At 71.0% G+C, this 19,426-nt stretch carries 18 protein-coding genes; 12 read left to right on the plus strand and 6 right to left on the minus strand.

Annotated features, from left to right (window positions below; all coding sequences use genetic code 11):
- Positions 1-21: 21 nt before the first annotated feature.
- Together BUS84_RS12540 and BUS84_RS12545 are read right to left on the minus strand one after the other, a co-directional pair.
- Positions 22-450 (minus strand): Fur family transcriptional regulator, encoded by a 429-nt coding sequence (locus tag BUS84_RS12540; protein WP_074311553.1) that lies wholly within the window; start codon positions 448-450, stop codon positions 22-24.
- A gap of 168 nt (positions 451-618) precedes the next feature.
- Entirely contained in the window at positions 619-2,229 is a 1,611-nt protein-coding gene (locus BUS84_RS12545; protein WP_074311555.1) for an FAD-binding oxidoreductase, read from the minus strand.
- 355 nt (positions 2,230-2,584) lie between these two features.
- Here BUS84_RS12545 and BUS84_RS37475 point away from each other — a divergent pair, with 355 nt between their 5' ends.
- The 6 genes from BUS84_RS37475 (at position 2,585) to BUS84_RS12570 (ending at position 7,696) form a co-directional block, all read left to right on the plus strand.
- Positions 2,585-3,040, plus strand: a complete 456-nt coding sequence (locus tag BUS84_RS37475) for a hypothetical protein (protein WP_143728344.1) — start codon at positions 2,585-2,587, stop codon at positions 3,038-3,040.
- 330 nt (positions 3,041-3,370) lie between these two features.
- Positions 3,371-3,844 (plus strand): hypothetical protein, encoded by a 474-nt coding sequence (locus tag BUS84_RS12555; RefSeq protein WP_074311559.1) that lies wholly within the window; start codon positions 3,371-3,373, stop codon positions 3,842-3,844.
- Positions 3,844-4,152 (plus strand): winged helix-turn-helix domain-containing protein, encoded by a 309-nt coding sequence (locus tag BUS84_RS12560; protein WP_074311561.1) that lies wholly within the window; start codon positions 3,844-3,846, stop codon positions 4,150-4,152. The genes BUS84_RS12555 and BUS84_RS12560 overlap by 1 nt, the downstream gene beginning before the upstream one ends.
- 95 nt (positions 4,153-4,247) lie before the next feature.
- On the plus strand, positions 4,248-4,514 hold the full coding sequence (locus BUS84_RS41230; protein ID WP_425293430.1) for a zinc finger domain-containing protein: 267 nt from the start codon (positions 4,248-4,250) through the stop codon (positions 4,512-4,514).
- 561 nt (positions 4,515-5,075) lie between these two features.
- Positions 5,076-6,053: a glycoside hydrolase family 11 protein gene (locus BUS84_RS12565; RefSeq protein ID WP_244298497.1), complete on the plus strand. Its 978-nt coding sequence runs from the start codon at positions 5,076-5,078 to the stop codon at positions 6,051-6,053.
- 317 nt (positions 6,054-6,370) lie between these two features.
- A complete protein-coding gene (locus BUS84_RS12570) occupies positions 6,371-7,696 on the plus strand; it encodes an IS4 family transposase (RefSeq protein ID WP_244298498.1) in 1,326 nt (441 codons plus the stop codon).
- 36 nt (positions 7,697-7,732) lie between these two features.
- Here BUS84_RS12570 and BUS84_RS12575 read toward each other — a convergent pair whose 3' ends face one another.
- Entirely contained in the window at positions 7,733-9,181 is a 1,449-nt protein-coding gene (locus tag BUS84_RS12575; protein WP_074311565.1) for a serine/threonine-protein kinase, read from the minus strand.
- 181 nt (positions 9,182-9,362) lie between these two features.
- On the opposite strand from BUS84_RS12575, the gene BUS84_RS12580 reads away from it, so the two are divergent.
- Both BUS84_RS12580 and BUS84_RS12585 read left to right on the plus strand, forming a co-directional pair.
- Complete coding sequence (locus BUS84_RS12580; protein ID WP_074311567.1) at positions 9,363-10,217, plus strand: IS5 family transposase; 855 nt, start codon at positions 9,363-9,365, stop codon at positions 10,215-10,217.
- A 110-nt stretch (positions 10,218-10,327) separates the two neighbouring features.
- Positions 10,328-11,014 carry a TOPRIM nucleotidyl transferase/hydrolase domain-containing protein gene (locus BUS84_RS12585; RefSeq protein ID WP_084757370.1) on the plus strand — a complete coding sequence of 229 codons (687 nt, stop codon included), beginning with the start codon at positions 10,328-10,330 and terminating at the stop codon, positions 11,012-11,014.
- Between the two features lie 149 nt (positions 11,015-11,163).
- Here BUS84_RS12585 and BUS84_RS12590 read toward each other — a convergent pair whose 3' ends face one another.
- Together BUS84_RS12590 and BUS84_RS12595 are read right to left on the minus strand one after the other, a co-directional pair.
- On the minus strand, positions 11,164-13,713 hold the full coding sequence (locus BUS84_RS12590) for a hypothetical protein (protein ID WP_074311569.1): 2,550 nt from the start codon (positions 13,711-13,713) through the stop codon (positions 11,164-11,166).
- On the minus strand, positions 13,710-15,044 hold the full coding sequence (locus BUS84_RS12595; RefSeq protein WP_074311571.1) for an SWIM zinc finger family protein: 1,335 nt from the start codon (positions 15,042-15,044) through the stop codon (positions 13,710-13,712). Before BUS84_RS12595 ends, BUS84_RS12590 begins: the two co-directional genes overlap by 4 nt.
- 147 nt (positions 15,045-15,191) lie before the next feature.
- Here BUS84_RS12595 and BUS84_RS12600 point away from each other — a divergent pair, with 147 nt between their 5' ends.
- Both BUS84_RS12600 and BUS84_RS39860 read left to right on the plus strand, forming a co-directional pair.
- On the plus strand, positions 15,192-16,190 hold the full coding sequence (locus tag BUS84_RS12600) for an RNA polymerase subunit sigma-70 (RefSeq protein ID WP_074311573.1): 999 nt from the start codon (positions 15,192-15,194) through the stop codon (positions 16,188-16,190).
- 285 nt (positions 16,191-16,475) lie between these two features.
- The gene (locus BUS84_RS39860; RefSeq protein WP_244298499.1) at positions 16,476-16,931 is read left to right on the plus strand and encodes a DUF6069 family protein; all 456 of its coding nucleotides are present in this window, start codon (positions 16,476-16,478) and stop codon (positions 16,929-16,931) included.
- 107 nt (positions 16,932-17,038) lie between these two features.
- On the opposite strand, the gene BUS84_RS12610 is transcribed toward BUS84_RS39860, so the two are convergent.
- Positions 17,039-18,022: an NAD(P)-dependent alcohol dehydrogenase gene (locus tag BUS84_RS12610; RefSeq protein ID WP_074311576.1), complete on the minus strand. Its 984-nt coding sequence runs from the start codon at positions 18,020-18,022 to the stop codon at positions 17,039-17,041.
- A 111-nt stretch (positions 18,023-18,133) separates the two neighbouring features.
- On the opposite strand from BUS84_RS12610, the gene BUS84_RS12615 reads away from it, so the two are divergent.
- Both BUS84_RS12615 and BUS84_RS12620 read left to right on the plus strand, forming a co-directional pair.
- Positions 18,134-18,850 (plus strand): TetR/AcrR family transcriptional regulator, encoded by a 717-nt coding sequence (locus BUS84_RS12615; protein WP_074311578.1) that lies wholly within the window; start codon positions 18,134-18,136, stop codon positions 18,848-18,850.
- Positions 18,851-19,016: 166 nt separating this feature from the next.
- Positions 19,017-19,424, plus strand: a complete 408-nt coding sequence (locus tag BUS84_RS12620) for a YciI family protein (protein WP_074311580.1) — start codon at positions 19,017-19,019, stop codon at positions 19,422-19,424.
- The last annotated feature ends 2 nt before the right edge of the window (positions 19,425-19,426 follow it).

The raw sequence follows: 19,426 nt of genomic DNA on the forward strand, positions 1-19,426 counted from the left end.
ACTTCCTTCCGAACTGACGGATCACTGGGCGGTACGTTCGGTCGCGCAGTCGGGGCAGGTGCCCCAGTAGACGACCTCCGCCTCGTCGACCACGAACCCGTGGTCGTCCGAGGCGGTGAGACAGGGAGCCTGGCCGACAGCGCAGTCGACGTCGGCGATCGCACCGCAGGAGCGGCACACGATGTGGTGGTGGTTGTCCGCCACCCGCGCTTCGTAGCGTGCGGTGGCACCGGTGGGCTGGATGCGGCGCACCAGACCGGCGTCGGTGAGCGCGCGCAGGACGTCGTACACCGCCTGGTGGGAGACCGCGGGGAGATCGGTCCGGACCAGCCGGATCACCGTGTCGGTATCGACGTGCGGATGGTCGCGCAGCGCGGCGAGCACCGCCAACCGGGGCCGGGTCACGCGCAACGAGACCGCCCGAAGCTGAGTCTCGAAGTCGGACGCCACGTGCCGAACATAGTCCACTATTCTGGAGTAGTTCAAGTTTGGCTCGGCCGTCACCCGGTAGGTGGAGCTCACCGGAAGGGCGAAACGCCGCGATATCAGACACGCTACCGCCCACCGCTGATCTGTACCAGCAGGCTGAAGAGTTGTTCACCGCCCAGAGCTGATCGGTCAACTGGTGGAATCGACGAGGACGCCGGGGTTGAGGATCCAGGACGGGTCGAGCGCGCTCTTGGCGGCGCGCAACGCGAGCGCGACCTGGTCCGGACGCTGCCGGTCGTACCACGGTCGGTGGTCACGGCCGACGGCGTGGTGGTGGGTGATGGTGCCGCCGGCGGCGAGCAGCGCCTCGGAGACGGCATGCTTGATCTGGTCCCACTGGGCGAGGGTGGCGCCCCAGCGGCCGGTGGCGTACACGCCGAAGTAGGGGGCGGGGCCGTCCGGGTAGACATGCGTGAAGCGGCAGGTGACCACGCCGGTCGCGGCGACGGCACGGAGCGCTTCGCCGGCCGCGTCGAGCACGGCGGCGCGTAGGGCGGGGAATCGGTCCCAGGTGCACGCGGTCTCGAACGTCTCCACGATCATCGACCGGGCGGCGAGCGCGTCGCGCTGGTACGGCATCCGGAGGAACGAGGACCGCCAGGCGTCGGCGGCGGTCCGCTGCGCTGGACCGGACGAGTCGTCGCTGCGGGACGGCTCCGGCAGGGTTCCCCCGTGGTCGCGGCACAGGTCGACGGCGCGGTCCAGCGACGGTGTGACCGGATGATCGGCGGACTCGAATCCCAGGACGAGCACGCCCCCGGTGGTGGCGGCGCCGGCGTTGAGGAGCGCTTCCGCCGGATCGAGCAGCCGGCAGTTGCTCGGGTGCAGACCGGACTGGGCGATGGCCCGGGTGGCGGCGACCGCCTCGTCGTAGTCGGTGAAGTGCACCGAGGCGCCCGCCCGCCAGCGGGGCCGGTCCTGCAGCCGCATCCACGCCTCGGTGATGACGCCGAGCATGCCCTCCGAGCCGAGGAACAGCCGATCCGGGGACGGCCCGGCGCCGGAGCCGGGCAGCCGGCGCGACTGGCTGATGCCCGCCGGGGTCACCACCCGCAGGGACTCCACCAGGTCGTCGATGTGGGTCAGGAGGGTGGCATAGTGGCCGCCGGCGCGGGTGGCCAACCAGCCGCCGAGGGTGGAGAACTCGAACGACTGCGGGAAGTGCCGCAGCGTGAGGTCGTGCCGCCGGAGCTGGTCCTCCAGCGCCGGGCCGAACACGCCGGCCTGGATGCGGGCCGCCCGGCTGGTCGGGTCCACCTCCAGCACCCGGTCGAGGCGCCCAAGGTCGAGACTGATTGCCGCCGGATACGCGTCGTCGAGCCGCGGCTCCACACCGCCAACCACTGACGAGCCGCCGCCGTAAGGGATCACCGCGATGTCCCGGCCCGTGCACCAGTCGAGCACGTCGACGATGTCCTGCTCGGTCACCGGCCGGATCACCAGGTCCGGCGGGTCGTGGACCTCCCCGTGCAGGTTGCGGACGACGTCCCGGAACGCCTTGCCGTGGGTGTGCGCCGCCCGGTCGGCCAGGTCCGTCGAGCACAGCCGGGCGAGTGACGCCGGCGGATCGACCCGCGGCGGGCGCAGGCCGAGTTCGGCCACCGGTGGCGCAACGTGCTCGGTCAGGTCGGCGTCGGGCAGCAGGGTACGCACCCGCTCCGCCAACGCCGTGGCCTCCGCGCCGGTCACCGCGTCCTCGACGTGCCCCCAGCCCCACCACGAACGGCGTTTCCCGGCCATGCGGCCTCCCCGTCGTCCACCATCGCCAGATGACTCGCCGGTAACGTACTCGACGGCCGGCACCGCGTCGATGCCGTCGTCCAAGCCGCGAACGTGCCTGCGACTACGCCCCGCCCTGCCCCCGCGCGCCGTCGGCACCGGGCACGGGCTCCCTACGCGCCGCAGAGGGACACGGTGTCAGCCGTGCCCGTACCCGGCCGCCGCACGCTCTTCATGGTGAGCCGCCGCCCCGCTTCGCACGTGCTCCCTGGTCGCCTCGGGCCGCAGCGCCCAGCGGCGAGACGAGCCGAATGACCCGGCCGGTACGCGTCGCCTGACGCCGGGTGCGTCGGCCCGGCGGCTTCGACCGGCGCGGATGACCGACGCTCTTGCCGGTGGTCCCGCTGTGCCGGGCTTGTTGCGACGAGTCCGGCTGCCTGCCGAAGGCGCACCGGACCCGACTGTTGGCTTCCGCCTGGGAGAGACCGGACGCGACGAGCAGGTCGCTGGCCGTGGTGCGTATCTGGGCGAGGACGACGGTTCCGGAGAAACCGATCTCACCCTTGTACGCCGCGCCGGCATGGTGAACGGCTTGCAGGGCTTTCTCCCGCGCATCGTGCGGCTCCTTTCGAGCAGCGAACTCGTCCCGGAGTATCCGCACCGCCTCAGCAAGGCCGAGAACCGCGTTGATCATCGCTGCCGAGACTGGTTCCTTGTCCTCGATGACAGTGACAGCTCGACGGATCAGGGCCCCGCTGCTGCCCATCGCCCTCTCCAGTGGCTCGGCGGTTCGGGCGTAGTGACTGAGCACGCCGTGCCGGTGCCGCCATGACAAGGGGGACAGCCGGGTGACCTCCCGTGCGCCGGCCACCGCCTCCCGCAACACCCGAAGTTCCTCCTGGTTGCCGCGCAGTCGGGTACGGGCGCGGATCGCGCGCTCGATATCGCGCTCGCACAACGCCTCTGCCGTTTCCGTCAGTTGTTCGACGAGCGTTCGCAGCGCCGGTCCGGCGGCGCGCCTGACCACTCACAACGGGTTGCGGGTGCAGCGCCGCGCCGCCGACACCGGGCAACCCGCTGCCCCGAACGACCGCTTTCCTGTGAGGAAAGCCACGACCGCTTTCCTTGCGAGAAAGCAGTCCAACGATCAAGGATGGGTCCCATGAAGCCTCAAGATGCCCAGTTATCGCTCGACGACATTCGGCGTCTGCAGGACAGGACTCGCGAGCAGATCGTCGGCCAGAGCTTCGTCCGTTCCCACGTCCCGCTCGCGGCATTGGGACTCTTTGCCGGGTTGGCGTCCGTTGATCTCCAGAACCCTTGGCGCACCGCCACCCTCCTCTTCGGGTTCGGACTCTTCGTCGGAGTGGGGATCGTGCACGAACACCGGACCCTCGTGCAGCGCAAGCCCACCGGCCTGGAGTGGCTGTTCTGGGTGGGATTGTCGGCCGGGCCCATGCTGCTGTTCGGCGTCTTCCGAATCGCCGCCTGGGCATGGCTGGCTCTGCCCTCGCAGGGGCTGCTATCGCAGGGCACGCTCGCCGCTGCCGCCACGGCTGCGACCTTTGTCGCCATCACGCCCTTGAGCCGCCGGACCTTCGCGGAGATCGTGCTGCGCGAGAGCCGACGCGCCTGATGGACCCCCGCTTCGACGAGTTCCTGCACGTCCCGGCACGGTTGTCCATCGTCGCCCTGCTGGCACCGGCCGCCTGGGTGGATTTCGGTTTTCTGAGGGACACGATCGGTACCAGCGATTCGGCGCTGTCCAAGCATGTCTCGGCCCTGGCCGAGGCCGGATATGTCACCGTTCGCAAGGATCAGCAACGCCGGGCACGGCGCACCTTCGTCCAGCTCACCCCGCAGGGACGGCACGCGTTTCAGCGGCACGCGGCCGCGCTGGAGCACATCGTCGCCGCCGCCCACGCATCACCGGAAGCCAACTAAACCGGACAGCCGAGCTGGTGAGCCGGCCGAGAGTTCCGAGTCGGCGGTTGAACACGGGTACGTGCGACGGCGCGCACAGCGGGAAGGCCGGTTGGATGAATGACCCAGGGGATCTGGCGCGAAGCGCGCTCGAGCGAATCCACAAGGCTGCCGTGAGACACCGGGACCCTGAGCTGCACCACGCCGCCGCCGACATCGTCCGAGCCGCCCAGGCGAGGGGCCTCGATCCGGGGCCGGTCGAGTCGTACCGCCCCTGCCCGGTGTGCGGTGCTGAGCCCGGACAGTTGTGCATCAACGTCCCTGGTCACCCCGTAGCCCCGGCAGACATGCACCCGGAACGGACGGAAACGGCAGCACCGTAGGCTCCGCTACCGGGAAGGTCGGCTGAGAGCTGCCGCTCACCATGTACGGCCTGATCGGGCTGGACGCCGACGCACCACTGTGGACGCCACCGGCACGACCCTCGTCCGGAAAGCCTCCGGAACTTTCGATGACGCTGTCCCGGATCTGATCCCTTGACCGAGATTCTCGATGTGATCAGCCCAGGGCACCGGTCGGCCAGTTGGGACTTCTGTACAGGCTGAACGCTCTCCCGCAGAAGGCCCGGTCGCCGAGGCCAGGTTTCCACGAAGTTTCCGGAAATTGTTGACAAGCCAACGGGCGGCTCAATACGGTCGCCATCGACGGTGCTCGATAACCGTCGATGCCATCCACCGCGACCCACTCCCCCGGTCGTCGCGCAGGACGACCAGCCACCCACCACCACGCGGTACGACGCCGATGTCCGGCGGCATTCGCCTGGCCGCCGACAGGTCGCTGGGGGTCGTACCGCACTGCTGGCCTCCCGCCAGCCGTCACGAGGAGGAAGCAAGCACATGGACGACATGAACCACACAGCCACCAGACCGAGGGGGCGCGGCCGCATGCGGTTGCTCCTCGGCGCCACGTGCGCCGCAGTGGTGGCCATCGGCAGCACGATGATGGCCACCAACGCGTACGCCGAGGCCGATCGGACCGTCAGCTCGAACACCACCGGCACGCACAACGGGTTCTTCTTCTCGTTCTGGAAGGACAGCGGCAACGCCAGCATGACGTTGCGTGCCGACGGCCGGTACTCCAGCCAGTGGGGCAGCGGCACCAACAACTGGGTCGGCGGCAAGGGATGGGCCACCGGCAGCCGAAGGACGATCAACTACTCGGGCACCTACAGCCCGAACGGCAACAGCTACCTCGCCCTGTACGGATGGACGCGGAACCCGCTCATCGAGTACTACGTCGTGGAGAACTTCGGCACCTACAACCCGAGCACCGGCGCCACCCGCGTGGGCTCCGTCACCACCGACGGCGGCACCTACGACCTCTACCGCACCCAGCGGGTCAACCAGCCGTCGATCGACGGCATCGCCACGTTCTACCAGTACTGGAGCGTCCGGCAGCAGAAGCGCACCGGTGGCACCATCACCACCGCCAACCACTTCGACGCCTGGGCCCGCGCCGGCTTGAATCTCGGCACCAACCACAGCTACCAGATCATGGCCACCGAGGGCTACCAGAGCAGCGGGAGCTCCGACATCACCGTCCGGGAGGGCAGTGGCGGCAACCCCGGCCCCGGGCCCACCACCAACCCGCCCGGGAACGGCAACTGCACCGCGACGCTGTCCACAGGCCAGCAGTGGGGCGACCGGTTCAACCTCAACGTCGCGCTCAGCGGCACCAACAACTGGGTCGTCAGCCTCGGCCTCGGCGGCGGCCAGAGCGTGCAGAACAGCTGGAACGCCTCTGTCAGCGGCACGAGCGGAACCGTCACCGCCAGACCGAACGGCAACGGCAACAACTTCGGGGTAACGATCATGGCCAACGGCAACTGGACCTGGCCGACGGTCACCTGCCGCACAGGCTGACCCCAATTAACCCCTGACACCGCACCTGTGGCGCGGCGGCCGAGGCCGCCGCGCCACACTGGCGTCCGTAACCAGCTGCCGTCAACCCTCGGGCTCGGGTCAACCGGTGCACCATGAGGCAGGGCGGGCGGTGTTGTCGGCGATCGCGGCCTTCGCCGTCGTCGGCTAGACCCAACGCCGTTCAGTTAGGCGGCGTGGTGGGTTGTCAAGCGTGTCGTGGAGACGAAGCAGCGGAGCTCCGGTATAGAGGGTGGTCACTCTAAGACGCCCTTGCACCTGGAGCTCCGCTGGCTGATCAGATTGCCATAACTCGGACGGTGACGGTAGCCGCGGGTGTGTTCGCGCCAGGTCACCTGGGCGAGTTGACTCGTCTGGTGCCGTTCGAGATGGTCGATGATGTCCTGGCCTCGACCAGGCGTACCGAGTCACGGGTCCGGCTGTTGCCGGCCCGGGTCGTGATGTATTTACTGCTCGCGGGATGCCTGTTCGCCGAACTGGGATACCAGCAGGTATGGCGCAAGCTGACCAGCGGATTGTCCGGCCTGCCGATCGTCTCGCCCAGCGGCAGCGCGTTGCGCCAGGCCCGGCAACGCCTCGGCCCGCAACCGGTGCGGGCGTTGTTCGATCTGCTGCGTGGCCCGGCCGCCACCAACGCCGCCCAGGTGCGCTGGCGTGGTCTGCTGCTGGCCGTAATCGACGGAACCCTCCTGACGGTCGCGGACTCAGCCGCGAACACCGGCCGCTATGCCAAACAGCGATGCAACAACGGCGCATCCGGCTACCCCCAACTACGGCTCAGCGCCCTGATGTCCTGCGGCACCCGCTCGGTCCTCGACGCCGTGTTCGACCCGGTCAGCACCGGCGAACTCGACCAGGCCCGCCACCTCGCCCGCAGCCTACGGCCCGGGATGCTGCTGCTGGCCGACCGAAACTACGCCGCCGCCGACCTGGTCACCACCCTGGCCGCGACCGGCGCGCACCTGCTCATCCGCTGCAAGAACGGCCGCAAACTACCGACTTTGCGCCGCCACCGCGACGGCTCCTTCTCCTCGGTCATCGGCGGGCTACCGATCCGGGTCATCGACGCGCAGATCAGCATCACCACCACCGAGGACACCCGCACCAGCGGCTACCGACTGATCACCACGTTGCTCAACCCGCTCACCCATCCCGGCGCCGAACTGATCCGGCTCCACCACCAGCGCTGGGAGATCGAGACCGCCTACCTCGAACTCAAATCCTCGATCCTGGGCGGACGTGTCCTACGCGCCCGCACCCCCGACGGCGTTCAGCAAGAGATCTACGCCCTGCTCAGCGTCTACCAACTACTCCGCACCGCGATGGTCGACGCCACCGACAGCCGGCCCGGCCTCGACCCCGACCGGGCCAGCTTCACCACCGCCCTGAACACCGCCCGCGACCAGATCGTGCACGCCGCCGGCGTCATCGCCGACACCGCCATCGACCTCGTCGGCGTCATCGGCGCCGATGTTCTGGCCCACCTGCTCCCCGACCGCCGCCTGCGCACCAAGACACGCATGATCAAACGCTCGAACAGCAAATACCAAGCCCGCGGCCCCAACATCGACCGACGCAGCTATCAAGCCACCACCAGCATCGACATCGTCATCCCCGACCCTTGACGCCCACACCAACCGCCTAACTGAACGGCGTTGCGGCTAGACCTGCGGCGCTGCGGTCCCTCCGGCTGATTCCTCCGCCGTTGGTTCCTCGGTTGGTTCCTCGGATGACTCCTCGGTCGGGTCCGCCGTTGGTTCCTCCGTCGGCTCCACGGTCGGTGCCGACGTCGTTCCGCCCGTCGGAGCTGCCGTCGGTCCCTGAGGGGCGCTTTCGGAGGTGGTGGGGCTGGGTGCGCCCACACTGCTCCCACCTGAAGGCGTAGGTCCGGCCGTCGTCCCCTCGGCCGCTGGACGGGTGGTCGTCGGGCTCGGGGTTCCCGGCGCTCGAACCGGCAGACCGGCAGAATTCCGGTTGGCCGGTTCGCCGCCACCGACGCCAGGGCCAGGGCCAGGTCCCCCCTGCGACGGCGGCACCGCAGGCGGCACCGCGGGCGGCACCGACGGTCGCCCGGTCGGGCCCGGCATCATCCCAGTGGGATCAGCGAACACCAGGACAGCAGCCGCTGCGGCCAACGATACGAGCAGCACCGCGAGCGCCTTGGGCCCAGGACTGACGGCCCGGCTCACGGCACCGCCGACGGCCGACCGCCGGGCGGGCCGGTGCTCGGTTCGCGGCCCGGTCAAAGTCACCCAGGTAGCGGCCCTCACCTGCGTATCGGACGAGTCCGCGAGCGCCTGCGCCGCGGCGGCCATGGCCGCCGCCGTCGGGAACCGGTCACTGGGCGCCTTGGCCATCGCGGTGGCCACCAGCTGCCGCACCTCCGCCGGGACGTCGTCGGGCAGCGGCGGCGGTTCCTCTTCGAGGTGCCGCAGCGCCACCGCGACGGCATTGTCACCCTGGTACGGGGGTTCACCGGCGAGGCAGTGGTAGACGACGGCACCCAGCGCGTAGATGTCGATCGCCGCTGTGGTCTCGTTCTTGGACACCTGCTCGGGCGCCATGTACAGGGCGGTGCCGACGACCTGGTTCGCCCCGGTCAGGCTCGCCGCGTCGTGCGTGACGGCAACGCCGAAGTCGACCAGGACGACGTGCCCGTCCGGCTCGATGATCAGATTGTTGGGCTTGACGTCACGGTGCACGACGCCGGCATCGTGCGCGGCCTGCAGGGCCCGGGCGGTCTGCGCGGCGACCGACATCGTCTCGCCCGCGTCCAGCTGGCCGACCTCGGCGATCCGCTCGGACAAGGACTGTCCCTGCACGCATTCCATCACGATGTAGGCGAGGTCCGGCCCCTCGGGCCGGGACACCTCGCCGTAGTCGTAGACCTGTGCGACACCCGGGTGACGCAAGGCCGCCATCGCGCGTGCCTCGCGGCGGAACCGCTCGCCGAAGCCGGGGTCGGTGACCAGGCTGGGGCGCAGCATCTTGACGGCCACGCAGCGGTCCAGGGTCTCGTCAACCGCCCGCCACACGTCGCCCATCCCACCGCTGGCGATGCTCTCGACCAGGCGGTAACGGTCTCCGACGAGTTGCCCCACACTCGGCATAGAGCTTCCGGTACCCAGGACTCCTCGATCTCAAGCACCCCAGCGCCGCCCCGCCGTTCGACCTCCTTAGAGCGACCGGCAGTAGGTAGAGGATCTGGGCAGACGGGACCCTCGGGGTAGCAAGCAGGCACGGGGCCATAGATCATCGGAGTTCTCTACGCTTCGTGACCGATGGAGTCCCGTGCCTGCGTTGCCATCTTCGTTGTTCGAACCTGTCTGGGTCCAGTTCGCCGCGCTCTGGCCTGAGCAACCCGAGTTCGATCCAGCACATCCGTTGGGCTGCCATCGGCGCCGGATCCCTGACCGGGTCGTGTTCGAGCACGTCATCGCCGCTTTGGTACACGGCTCGGGCTATGAGCGCGTCGCGTCGGATGCCTGCTCGGACCGCACGATCTGCCGGCGTCTGCGGTCGTGGGCCCAGGCCGGCCTGGGCGAACAGCTTCATGAGCTCGCCCTGGATGCCTACGACCGCATGATCGGGCTGGACCTGGCCGACGTCAGCGCCGACGGCGCCATCACGAAGGCCCCGTGCGGCGGGGACCGGGCCGGCCGGTCCCCGGTCGACCGCGGCAAAGGCGGCATGAAACGCTCGACCGGCGTCGACGGCTACGGCATCCCGCTCGGAATCACCAGCGCGCCCGCCAACCGGCACGACTCCCCGCTGCTACGCGACACCTTCACAGCATGCAGCACCCAACTGCGGCACCACTGGCCCGAGCAGGTCACCGCGCACCTGGACCGCGGCTACGACAGCAACCGAACCCGTGACCTGCTCGAAGAGATCGGCTTCGACGCCGAGATCGCCCGCAAGGGCATACCCACCCCAGTCCAAATCGGCAAACGCTGGGTCGTGGAGAGAACCAACTCCTGGATGAACGGCTTCGGCAAGATCCGCCGCTGCACCGACCGCGACGCCCAGATCATCGACCTCTACCTGTACCTGGCCGCGACGATCGTCACCATCCGTCAACTCATCCAACGAGCCCGCACCCTCTACCGCTGGGACACCCGACCCACCACCCGCCGACTCAAATAACGCCTATCGCCGGTCGCTCTTAATCGGTTGTCGCCGCCGTACGCCTCGACGACGATGGCCACGACCCGCGAGCTGTCCAGCTCAGCCATCACCAGCCGACGGAACCCACCATGGATCTCGCCCAACGTCGTGAGCTCGCCCTCAGGGCGCTCGACGGCTACGAGAGTGGCCCTGACGCCACAACCCGGGCGATGATCAGCGCCCGAGCGAAGATCGACGACGCTGCGGCCCTGGTCCTGGTCGAGGGTGTCAGCGACCAGATCGCGCTGGAAACGGCCGCGACCGGCCGCGACCGGGATCTCGAAGCGGAGCGCGTCGTGATCGTGCCGATCGGCGGGGCGCACGCGATCGGCCGCTTCCTGACCGAACTGGGCCCCCGGATCGCTCAGGTGCGCCTCGCTGGCCTGTACGACGTGCGTGAGGAGGAAGTCTTCCGGCGCGCACTGGTCGCCGCCCAGGTCGGCACGCCCCGCACCCGCGCCGACATGGTGCGCCTCGGGTTTCACGTCTGCGTCGACGACCTCGAAGAGGAACTGATCCGTGCCGTCGGCGCCGCAGAGGTCGAAGTCCTGTTCGACTCGCAGGGCGATCTGGGGTCGTTCCGCTCACTGCAGAATCAGCCCGCCTGGCGCGGCCAGGAGCCCGAGCGGCAGATGTGGCGGTTCCTGCGCAGCGGCGCGCGCCGCAACCTGCGCTACGCACGACTGCTCACCGAGGCAGCGATGGGCCCGGATGCCCTGCCTCGGCCAATCGCCGCGGTGCTCGACGCGGCGCGGACCGACCGGTCTGTGGCGTGACAGCGGAGCACCTCCCGCGGTGAACGTGATGACGCGGACGCACCACCTGATCGGTGCTTCGTTCGCGTCACCACGTTCGTCACCGGCGACGGCTCGGCAGCGGTCGGCCGGGCGCCCGGCCCGACCGGCAGTACGGGCCGATCAGCAGGTCAGGCGGCCAGCTCGGTGGCGAGACGGCGGGCCTCGGTCACCAGCCGGCTCGCGCCACCGCGTGCCACGGTGTCGGCCAGCCCCGGCACCTCGATGCGTACCTCGGTCGCACGGGCCGTCTCGGCCGCCAGGGTGAGCAGGTCGGGGGTGCCGCGGGGCGGGGTCGGCGCGACCAGCAGCGGCGGCAGCGCGGCGGCGAGCAACCGCCACACGCTCAGTCGGGCGCCGGCCGCGACCGCGTCACGTAGCGGCGTCACCACCCGGGTCAGCGTCACCTGGCCGTCCGCCGCCAGCGCGCCCAACTGCCGGCCGACGCCCGGGGCGTCGAGATCGTTGGCCGCCGCCAGTATCAGCAGGGCGTCGAGGGCGGCGACCCGGTCCACCTCGTGCCGGGCGCACAGCCCGTACGCCAGTGCCAGGTCGAGGGCGGGGCCGCCCGTGCCGGTGCAGTCGGCGAGCGCCGGCAGGATCGTGGCGGCTTCCTGTACGTCTTCCTGTGCGGCCCCGGCGAACTCGGGCAGCACGTGGGCGGCGACCAGGCCCCGGTGGCCGGGCAGCAGCGCCGGCCAGAGGTCGCCCCAGTCGCCGCGCCCCCTTCCGACCAGTTGCGCCGGCACGGTCAGCAGCCCGAGCGGGTCCGTCACGCCCTCGGGCGGGGCGCTGACGACGACGGTCCGCCGGACCGGTAGCCGGTCGTAGCCGAAGTCGAAGTCGCCCGCCCGCTCGCGCCGGCCGACCGTGACCACCTGGTGGACCGGCGCCGGCAGGGCGTCCCCGCGCAGCCAGCTGGCCAGCTCGTCGCCGGCCGCGGTGCCGAGCGCTGCGGCGCGGGCCGCCAGCGCGTCGTCGACACCGACGGGCAGCCGCAGCAGCGCCTGGGTGAGATCCCACCGCCAGACGGGACGATCCTCGAGGGCGGCCAGCCGTTCGTAGAGGGCGGTCGGATCGATTGCCCCGGTGGCCGAGGTGGGCGCCGCCAGCAGCCCTGGGTCGTTCCGCCCGTCCAACCGCTGACCGATCTCGGCGAGCCGGGCGCAGTACACCAGCATGAGTGCGGACCGGCGGGGCGGGTCTGTGGCCGGCCGGTTCCGGAACGGGCGCAACGTCCGGGTCAGCGACTCGCTGAGAATGCTGGACCACTGGTCGCGGCGGGTGGACGCCTCGGCGGGCGCGGCGGCGGTCAGCAGGACGCCGTGCAGCTGGACCGGCAGGTTGAACACCGCCCACGGATGGTCGTGGGCGCCCACCTGCCCGCGTCGCAGCACCGGCCGCAGTGCGGTCGCCAGCCGATCGCGCTCGGTGGTGGTCAGTCGGACCAGCCCGTCGAGGACCCGCTCCATGGCCAGCGCGAGCCAGCGCCGACCGAGCAGCCCGGACACCTCCTCGACCAGCTCGTCCACCTCGGTGATCGCCGGCGGCGCGAGCGCGGGCGACGGCGGCGGGGGCAGGTCGTCGCCGGCCACCGCCACGGTGACCGTGGCAAGCGGCCGGTGACCGTGCCGCTGCGCCAGCGCCGTCGCCCGGTCCCGCAGGTCGGCGGCCGGATGCTCGGCGCCCAACGCCAGAACCTCCGCGATGTCCGCGGCCCGCTCGGAGCGCTGTCGGGCGAGCCGGTCCAGCCAGGACAGCTGCGCCCGCACCAGCGTCTTCTCCGGCCGGCCCAGGACGACCCGTGCCGCGTCCAGCACCGACTCGAACTCCACGTTGCCGCCCGAGTCCCGCAGCGCCCGCTGCGCCAGAACGGCCACCGGCCCCGGCCCGTCGGCGAGCAGCCGCAGGTAGGCACTCGCCCGCGCCGCCACCTCGTCGGGGGTGGGTCCGAGCTGCTCGTGCAGGGCGAGGAACGGACGCAGCGCGCCCGGTCGGTCCCCGCGCAGCAGCCGGCCGAGTGTCCCATCCAGCAGCGCCGCCCGGTCGAGCCGCCCCTGCGCCGCGAGCGCGACCAGGGCCCGGGGCACAGCCTGCCCGTCGCCGCTGGACGCCAGGTCGGCGCCGACCCCGTCGACTTCGAACAGCCTGGGCAGCAGCGCGTCCAGGAACGGGTCGGCGCGCAGCCGGTCGACCAGGGGCAGCTGCTGCTGCCGGTCGTGGAGCCGCTGCCACCACATCGCGTACGCCCAGCCGGCGACGAACGCGTCCCCGGTCGGCGGCGTCGCCTTCTCCGCCAGCAGCAGCCCGGCGGTGAAGTGCCAGCCCTCCCACGGTTCGCTGCGGCGCAGCCGCTCGGCCAGCCGGTACGCCAGGTCGGCCAGCCAGGTCACGCCCCGCTGCCGGGCCGCGGCGACCACGGGCTCGGGGTCGGCGTCCCGTAGCGCGATCGACCGCCGGCCGAGCAGCGCGGCGGTCTTCGTCGCGGTGCTGAGCGTGCCCACGGCGGCCACCGCCAGGGCGGTCGATTCTTTGCCCCACCACCAGTTGTCCTGGCGACGCCGGACGTGGGCGATCAGTTCGTCGCCGAGCGTTCGCCGGGCCGGTTCGTCCAGCGTGTGCAGCACCGACACGACGGCGGTGACGTCGCCGCGGACCAGAGACTCGAAGAAGTCCGTCACGCCCCCACCTCCGCCGGCGCCACGACCATGGACACCGCGAGGGCGTGCTTGCACGGTCCGCGCTGGCCTCGGTGCTTCGCCCACCATCGACAGGAGCAGGTGAAGTTCCCGTCGGGCAGCCGGCGTACCCGGTACTCCTCGTCGCCGCTGCGTACCGTGGCGTGCTCCCCGTCGCGGCGGACCGCGCCCTGGCGCGCCTGCGTCCGCGCGCCGACCAGGCGGGGGTTGTCCCGCTCGGCCCGGCTCGCGTCGTAGGGCATCACCCGGTGGAAGTACGCGCCCTCGGCGACGTCGTAGCCGACCCGTCCGGCCGTGCCGAGCTGGGCCAGGGCGGCGCGGACCTGGTCGTCGGGCAGGCCGGCCGCGTCCGCCAGCGCGGCGACGTCGATCGTCGGATCCCAGGAGAGCAGCCTGCCGACCAGCTCCGCGTCGTCGATCACCTCGTCACCGGCGAGCGCGAGCAGAGCGGCTCCCTCGCCGGAGAACCCCCGGTACGGCTCGGGAGAGAGTGTCAGCGACAGCCGCAACGCCCCGGTGTCCAGCTCCCACGTGCTCGGCGCGGCCGGCGAACCGGCGCGCACGCCCGGCCCGTACACCCGCAGGGTGCGCGCGTGCCGGAGCAGTCCGCGCAGCGCCGCGAGCCGCCCCGCGCCGGCCAGGCAGACGGCCCCCGGTGCGGGCCGCGAGGTCAGCCGGAGGGTACGCCCGGCCGGCACCGCCCAGAGCACCGAGCGGTCGCCGGCCCCGGGCAGCCGGCGCAGGAACGCGGCCGCCTCGGCGGCGGGGATCTCGGCGCGCGGTTCGAACCCGGCGGTGAGCACCTGCACCTCGGCGAAGCCCCGCAGCCAGCGCCCCGGCAGTGGGACCTTCCGCTCCACCACCGCGCCCTCCATGGTGGAAACGGTGAGGTCGTCCGGGCCGACGGCCACGTGCAGCGGCTCGATTCCACCCATCCGGGCGAGCGCCTCCCGCAGCGGCGGGTTGACGTCGACGTTGGTGGTGCCGTGCCCGACGACCTCGCCGTCGAAGCCGGCCGGGATGACGTCCATCCGGGCGTACACCCCGCAGCAACCGGAGAAGGACTCGAAGCGCAACCGCTCCCGGCTGCCGGTCACCACCGGGTCCAGGCTGGCCGGGCTGACCGGCTGGTGGTAGCGCGTGCGGGCCACCTCGGCCACGGCGAGCAGGCCAGCGGCCGCAGCAGCAGGTGTGGTGAGAAACCCGGAGAAGAAACGCGGGTTGGCCGCCGGGCCACCGCAGGTCTGGAGGTCGAGGCCAGCTGCGCGCAGGGCGGACGGCTGGAGGTATCGGTACGTCTGGACGGCGTTCACGGCGCACACCGTAGGCCGACCGACCGACATCGTTTCGATCAGCAGCAGTACTCGCGATCGAGCTGTGGCGGCGACCCGGGTGATGAGTTGTCGCGCCCGCACCCGTCACACCTACGACGGGACACGACGAGACGGAAGGATGACGTGATGAGTGCGGACACGCGGCTGGAGGAGCTGGGCGTGAGCGGTCTGGGCGAGGTCGACGAGCCGGCGTTCTCGGGGCTGGCGGAGCGCCACCGGCGGGAGCTGCACGTGCACTGCTACCGGATGCTCGGGTCGTTCGAGGACGCCGAGGACACCGTGCAGGAGACGTTCCTCCGTGCCTGGCGGCGGCGGGACACCTTCGAGGGGCGGTCGACGTTCCGGGCCTGGCTGTACCGGATCGCCACCAACGCCTGCCTGGACCTGCTCGCCAAGCGCCGCCCGGAGCCCGCGACCGGCGGCGAGGTGCTGTGGCTGCAGCCCTACCCGGACCGGCTGCTCGACGAGCTGCCCGCGGGCGACGCGGACGAGCCGGAGACCGTCGCCGTCGCGCGGGAGACGATCGAGCTGGCGTACCTGGTCGCAGTCCAGCACCTCGCGCCGCGCCCGCGGGCCGTGCTGATCCTGCGGGACGTGCTCGGCTGGCCGGCGAAGGACGTCGCGGAGCTCCTCGGGGACTCCGTCAACTCGGTGAACAGCGCGCTGCAGCGGGCCCGCGCCGGCATGCGGGAGCACCTGCCTGCCGAGCGGCAGGACTGGACCGGCGGCGAGGAGGACGCCGATACGCGCGAGCTGGTGCGCCGCTTCACCGACGCCAGCGTGGCCACGGACATCGACAGGCTCGCCGCACTGCTGCGGGACGACGTGCGCTGCTCGATGCCGCCCACGCCGGGCCTGCACGTCGGCCGCGACACGGTGGTGAACGACTGGGTCGCGGACGGCTTCGAGGGCATGCAGGGTCTGCGCGCCGTCGTCACCTCCGTGAACCGGCAGCCCGCCGTCGCCTTCTACCTCTGGCGGGATCGGGAGGGCGCATACCTGCCGCTGACGATCGACGTCCTGCGCGTCACCGGCGGGGCGATCACCGAGATCGTCATCTTCCACGCCGACCAGTTCCCGCGGCTCGGGCTGCCGGAGAGCCTGCCGGCGGACGGCACGGAGTAGTCCGGTGCGGACGCTCGCGCTGCGCGTGTCGCGGTGGTCGCGGCCGAGTGGAGCGACGCGTTCGGCGTCGTCACCCGCGGGCGGGTGCAGCTGGAGCTGCGCGACGGCGAGCCCGGGCCGGTCCTCGGACGCGACGCCGGGTTCTGGCTCCGCGGCACCGGCGTCCGCGCCCTGCGGGACCCCGGCCGCCACACGGCGAGGGTGCGCATCGTCACCCCCAGGGCCAGGACCGTCACACGCCCGTCAACACACCCCTACGCCGGTCACCGAATGATGGAGGATGACATGAGCAGCATGAATGACACCGGGGCCGTCGCAGCCCCGGCATCGGGCCAGACCAGCCACAGCCGCCGACTCCGCGGGCTCGCCGGCACCGGCTTCGTTGCCACGCTCGCAGCGATGGTGGCCACCACCCTCGCCGCTGCGCTTGCCCGGGCCGTCGGCGTCGACTTCGAGGTCCCCGATGGTGGCGGGACGATCCCGTTGTCCGGGTTCGCCGTGGTGACCGGCTTCTTCTCGGTCGTGGGCATCGTCGTTGCCGTCGCTCTTCTTCGTTGGAGCGCCCGCCCCGCCGAGCGATTCGTGTGGACGGCAGTGTCGCTGAGCGCGATCTCGTTGGTCCCGCCCCTCCTCTCCGGGGCGAGCACCGCCACCACCACCGCCCTCCTCGCGCTACACCTCGTCCCTGCGACGGTGATGATCCCCACCCTGGCGCGGAGCCTCCGCACCCGGACCGATTGACGATCCCCGAAGCGGGGCAGGGAGCGCTGTTTGTGACGTGGGAGGTTGGGAAAGGCACAGAGACGGACCGATCCACGATCACACTCTCGCGCCTGTCGCGGGGCACCTCAGACGGTGATGACGACCTTCGCCCGCGCGTGCTCACCTTCGAGGTATCGCATGGCCTGCGGCACCTCGTGCAGCGGATAGGTCCGGTCGATGACCGGGGTGAGGCGGCCGGTTTCGGCGTGGGCGCGGAGCGTGTCGAGGTGCTGCCGGCCGGGTGCCGTCGTGAGGATGACGATGCGGTGTCGGACGAACGGTGCCAGCAGGCGCCCGCGCGCGATGAGCCCGATCGGTCCGACGAGGCTGCCTCCGCGGTACACGCCGCCGCCGGAGAGCACCAGCGTCCCGGTCGGGGTCAGAACCCGCCGGAGCGCGGTGAGTGAGCGGTTGCCGACCAGGTCGAACACGATGTCGTAGCGGCGGGTCTCCCGGGCGAAGTCGTCGCGGGTGTAGTCGACGACGTGGTCGGCGCCGAGGGAACGGACCAGATCGACATTGCGGGTGCTACACACGCCGGTCACGGTCGCGCCGAGCACCTTGGCCAGTTGGACCGCCAGAGTGCCGACGCCGCCGGAGGCGCCGTTGATGAGAACGCGGTGGCCGGGCTCGACCTGCCCGACGCCGCACAGACCCATGAGCGCGGTGGTGCCGGCCAGCGGCAGCGCGGCCGCCTGTTGCGGCGTCAGGTTCGCCGGCTTCGCCGCGACCAGGGTCTCGGGCACGCATACGTACTCTGCGAACGCGCCGTTGGCGTCGCCGAGGTCGCCGAACACGGCATCGCCCGTGCGCACCTGTCGAACGTGGGTGCCGACGGCCTCAACCCGGCCGGCGAAATCCCGGCCACGGATGCGCGCCCGGGGCGCTGACCGGCCGAACGCCAACCGCGCCATCCGTGGATCGCCACGCATGGCATGCCAGTCGTACGCGTTGAGCGCGGCGGCCTCCACCCGCACGAGCACTTCGTCGGCGGCAGGCACCGGCGCGTCCACGTCCGCGAGCGTGAGCGTCTCCGGCGGGCCGTATCGGTCTTGGACGATCGCCTTCATCTTTCTCCCCTCCCTGGTGTACGGCGTACACCTATGAAAGACGATAGGTGTACGCCGTACACCTGTCAAGAGGATTATGGTTCAAACGCACGCCGACCGATGAGGAGCGAGATGGCTGAGCAGGCTGAGACGCTGCGCCGGACGCCGCTGAGCAGGGACCGGATCCTGCGCGCCGCCGTCGCGCTCGCCGACGGGGCCGGGATCGAGTCCCTCAGCATGCGCAATCTCGCTCAGGATCTGGGCGTCGTGCCGATGGCCCTCTACAAGCACGTGGCCAACAAGGACGAACTGCTCGACGGCATGATCGACGTGGTCGTCGGCGAGATCCATCCGCCCGTGCCCGACGCCGACTGGAAGCGTGCGGTCCGCCAGCGCATCCTCTCGGCGCGGCAGGCGCTGCAGCGCCACCCGTGGGCGCCGCTCGCGATCGAGTCGCGGAACATGGCGACGCCGGCCATCCTGGCCTACCTCGACTCGATGATCGGGACGTTCCGGGCCGGCGGGTTCTCCGTCGATCTCGCCCACCACGTGATGCACGCGATGGGCAGCCGAATCCTGGGCTTCAGCCAGGAGCTGTTCGACGCCTCCCGGCGCGCCGGCCGCTCCGGCACGACCAACCCGGACCCACCGGCGGCCCTACCACCGGAGATCGCGGCCAGATTCCCGCACGTCGCGGAGATCGCCATGGCGGCGTCCCACGACGACGCGTCCGTTCTGGGGCAGGGCTGTGACGACCAGTTCGAGTTCGAGTTCGCGCTGGACCTGCTTCTGGACGGCATCGAACGGCTGCAAGAGCAGGGCTGGGCATCGCCACGCCGGCTCCGCTGAGACGTCAGCACGAGCAGCGACTGGTCGCCGCAGGGAGCTGACGGTTCGCCCAGGTTTGGCTGTGCGAGCAAGAATTTTCGGACGGCCATGTCGAGAACTGCCGACTGGTTCCGTCCCTGAGGTGAAGTGACCAAGATGGGTCGCACCAGCACCGAGGAGAAACACGATGGCCAAGTACCTGCTGCTCAAGCACTACCGCGGCGCTCCGGCTGCGGTCAACGACGTGCCGATGGCCCAGTGGAGCCCGGAGGAGATCTCGGCGCATGTGCAGTACATGAACGACTTCGCGGCCCGGCTGGAGAAGGCGGGCGAGTTCGTCGACGGTCAGGCGCTCGCCCCCGAGGGAGCGTGGGTCCGTTACGACGGTGAGGGGCGCCCGCCGGTCACCGACGGACCGTTCGCGGAGACCAAGGACCTCATCGCCGGCTGGATGATCATCGACGTCGACAACTACGAACGCGCCGTCGAGCTGGCCGGGGAGCTGTCGGCTGCCCCCGGTGCGGGCGGCAAGCCGATCCACGAGTGGCTCGAGCTGCGCCCGTTCCTGACCGAGCCGCCCACCATCACGGAGTGACC

The sequence above is a fragment of the Micromonospora cremea genome (genome assembly GCF_900143515.1).
Lineage (GTDB): Bacteria > Actinomycetota > Actinomycetes > Mycobacteriales > Micromonosporaceae > Micromonospora > Micromonospora cremea.

Coding starts and splice junctions, on each gene's coding strand:
- BUS84_RS41230 (WP_425293430.1), top strand. CDS start 4,248: ATGAATGACCCAGGGGATCTGGCGCGAAGCGCGCTCGAGCGAATCCAC.
- BUS84_RS12560 (WP_074311561.1), top strand. CDS start 3,844: ATGGACCCCCGCTTCGACGAGTTCCTGCACGTCCCGGCACGGTTGTCC.
- BUS84_RS12615 (WP_074311578.1), top strand. CDS start 18,134: ATGGCTGAGCAGGCTGAGACGCTGCGCCGGACGCCGCTGAGCAGGGAC.
- BUS84_RS12600 (WP_074311573.1), top strand. CDS start 15,192: ATGAGTGCGGACACGCGGCTGGAGGAGCTGGGCGTGAGCGGTCTGGGC.
- BUS84_RS12585 (WP_084757370.1), top strand. CDS start 10,328: ATGGATCTCGCCCAACGTCGTGAGCTCGCCCTCAGGGCGCTCGACGGC.
- BUS84_RS12545 (WP_074311555.1), bottom strand. CDS start 2,229: ATGGCCGGGAAACGCCGTTCGTGGTGGGGCTGGGGGCACGTCGAGGAC.
- BUS84_RS12565 (WP_244298497.1), top strand. CDS start 5,076: ATGCGGTTGCTCCTCGGCGCCACGTGCGCCGCAGTGGTGGCCATCGGC.
- BUS84_RS12620 (WP_074311580.1), top strand. CDS start 19,017: ATGGCCAAGTACCTGCTGCTCAAGCACTACCGCGGCGCTCCGGCTGCG.
- BUS84_RS37475 (WP_143728344.1), top strand. CDS start 2,585: ATGACCGACGCTCTTGCCGGTGGTCCCGCTGTGCCGGGCTTGTTGCGA.
- BUS84_RS39860 (WP_244298499.1), top strand. CDS start 16,476: ATGAGCAGCATGAATGACACCGGGGCCGTCGCAGCCCCGGCATCGGGC.
- BUS84_RS12575 (WP_074311565.1), bottom strand. CDS start 9,181: ATGCCGAGTGTGGGGCAACTCGTCGGAGACCGTTACCGCCTGGTCGAG.
- BUS84_RS12610 (WP_074311576.1), bottom strand. CDS start 18,022: ATGAAGGCGATCGTCCAAGACCGATACGGCCCGCCGGAGACGCTCACG.
- BUS84_RS12555 (WP_074311559.1), top strand. CDS start 3,371: ATGAAGCCTCAAGATGCCCAGTTATCGCTCGACGACATTCGGCGTCTG.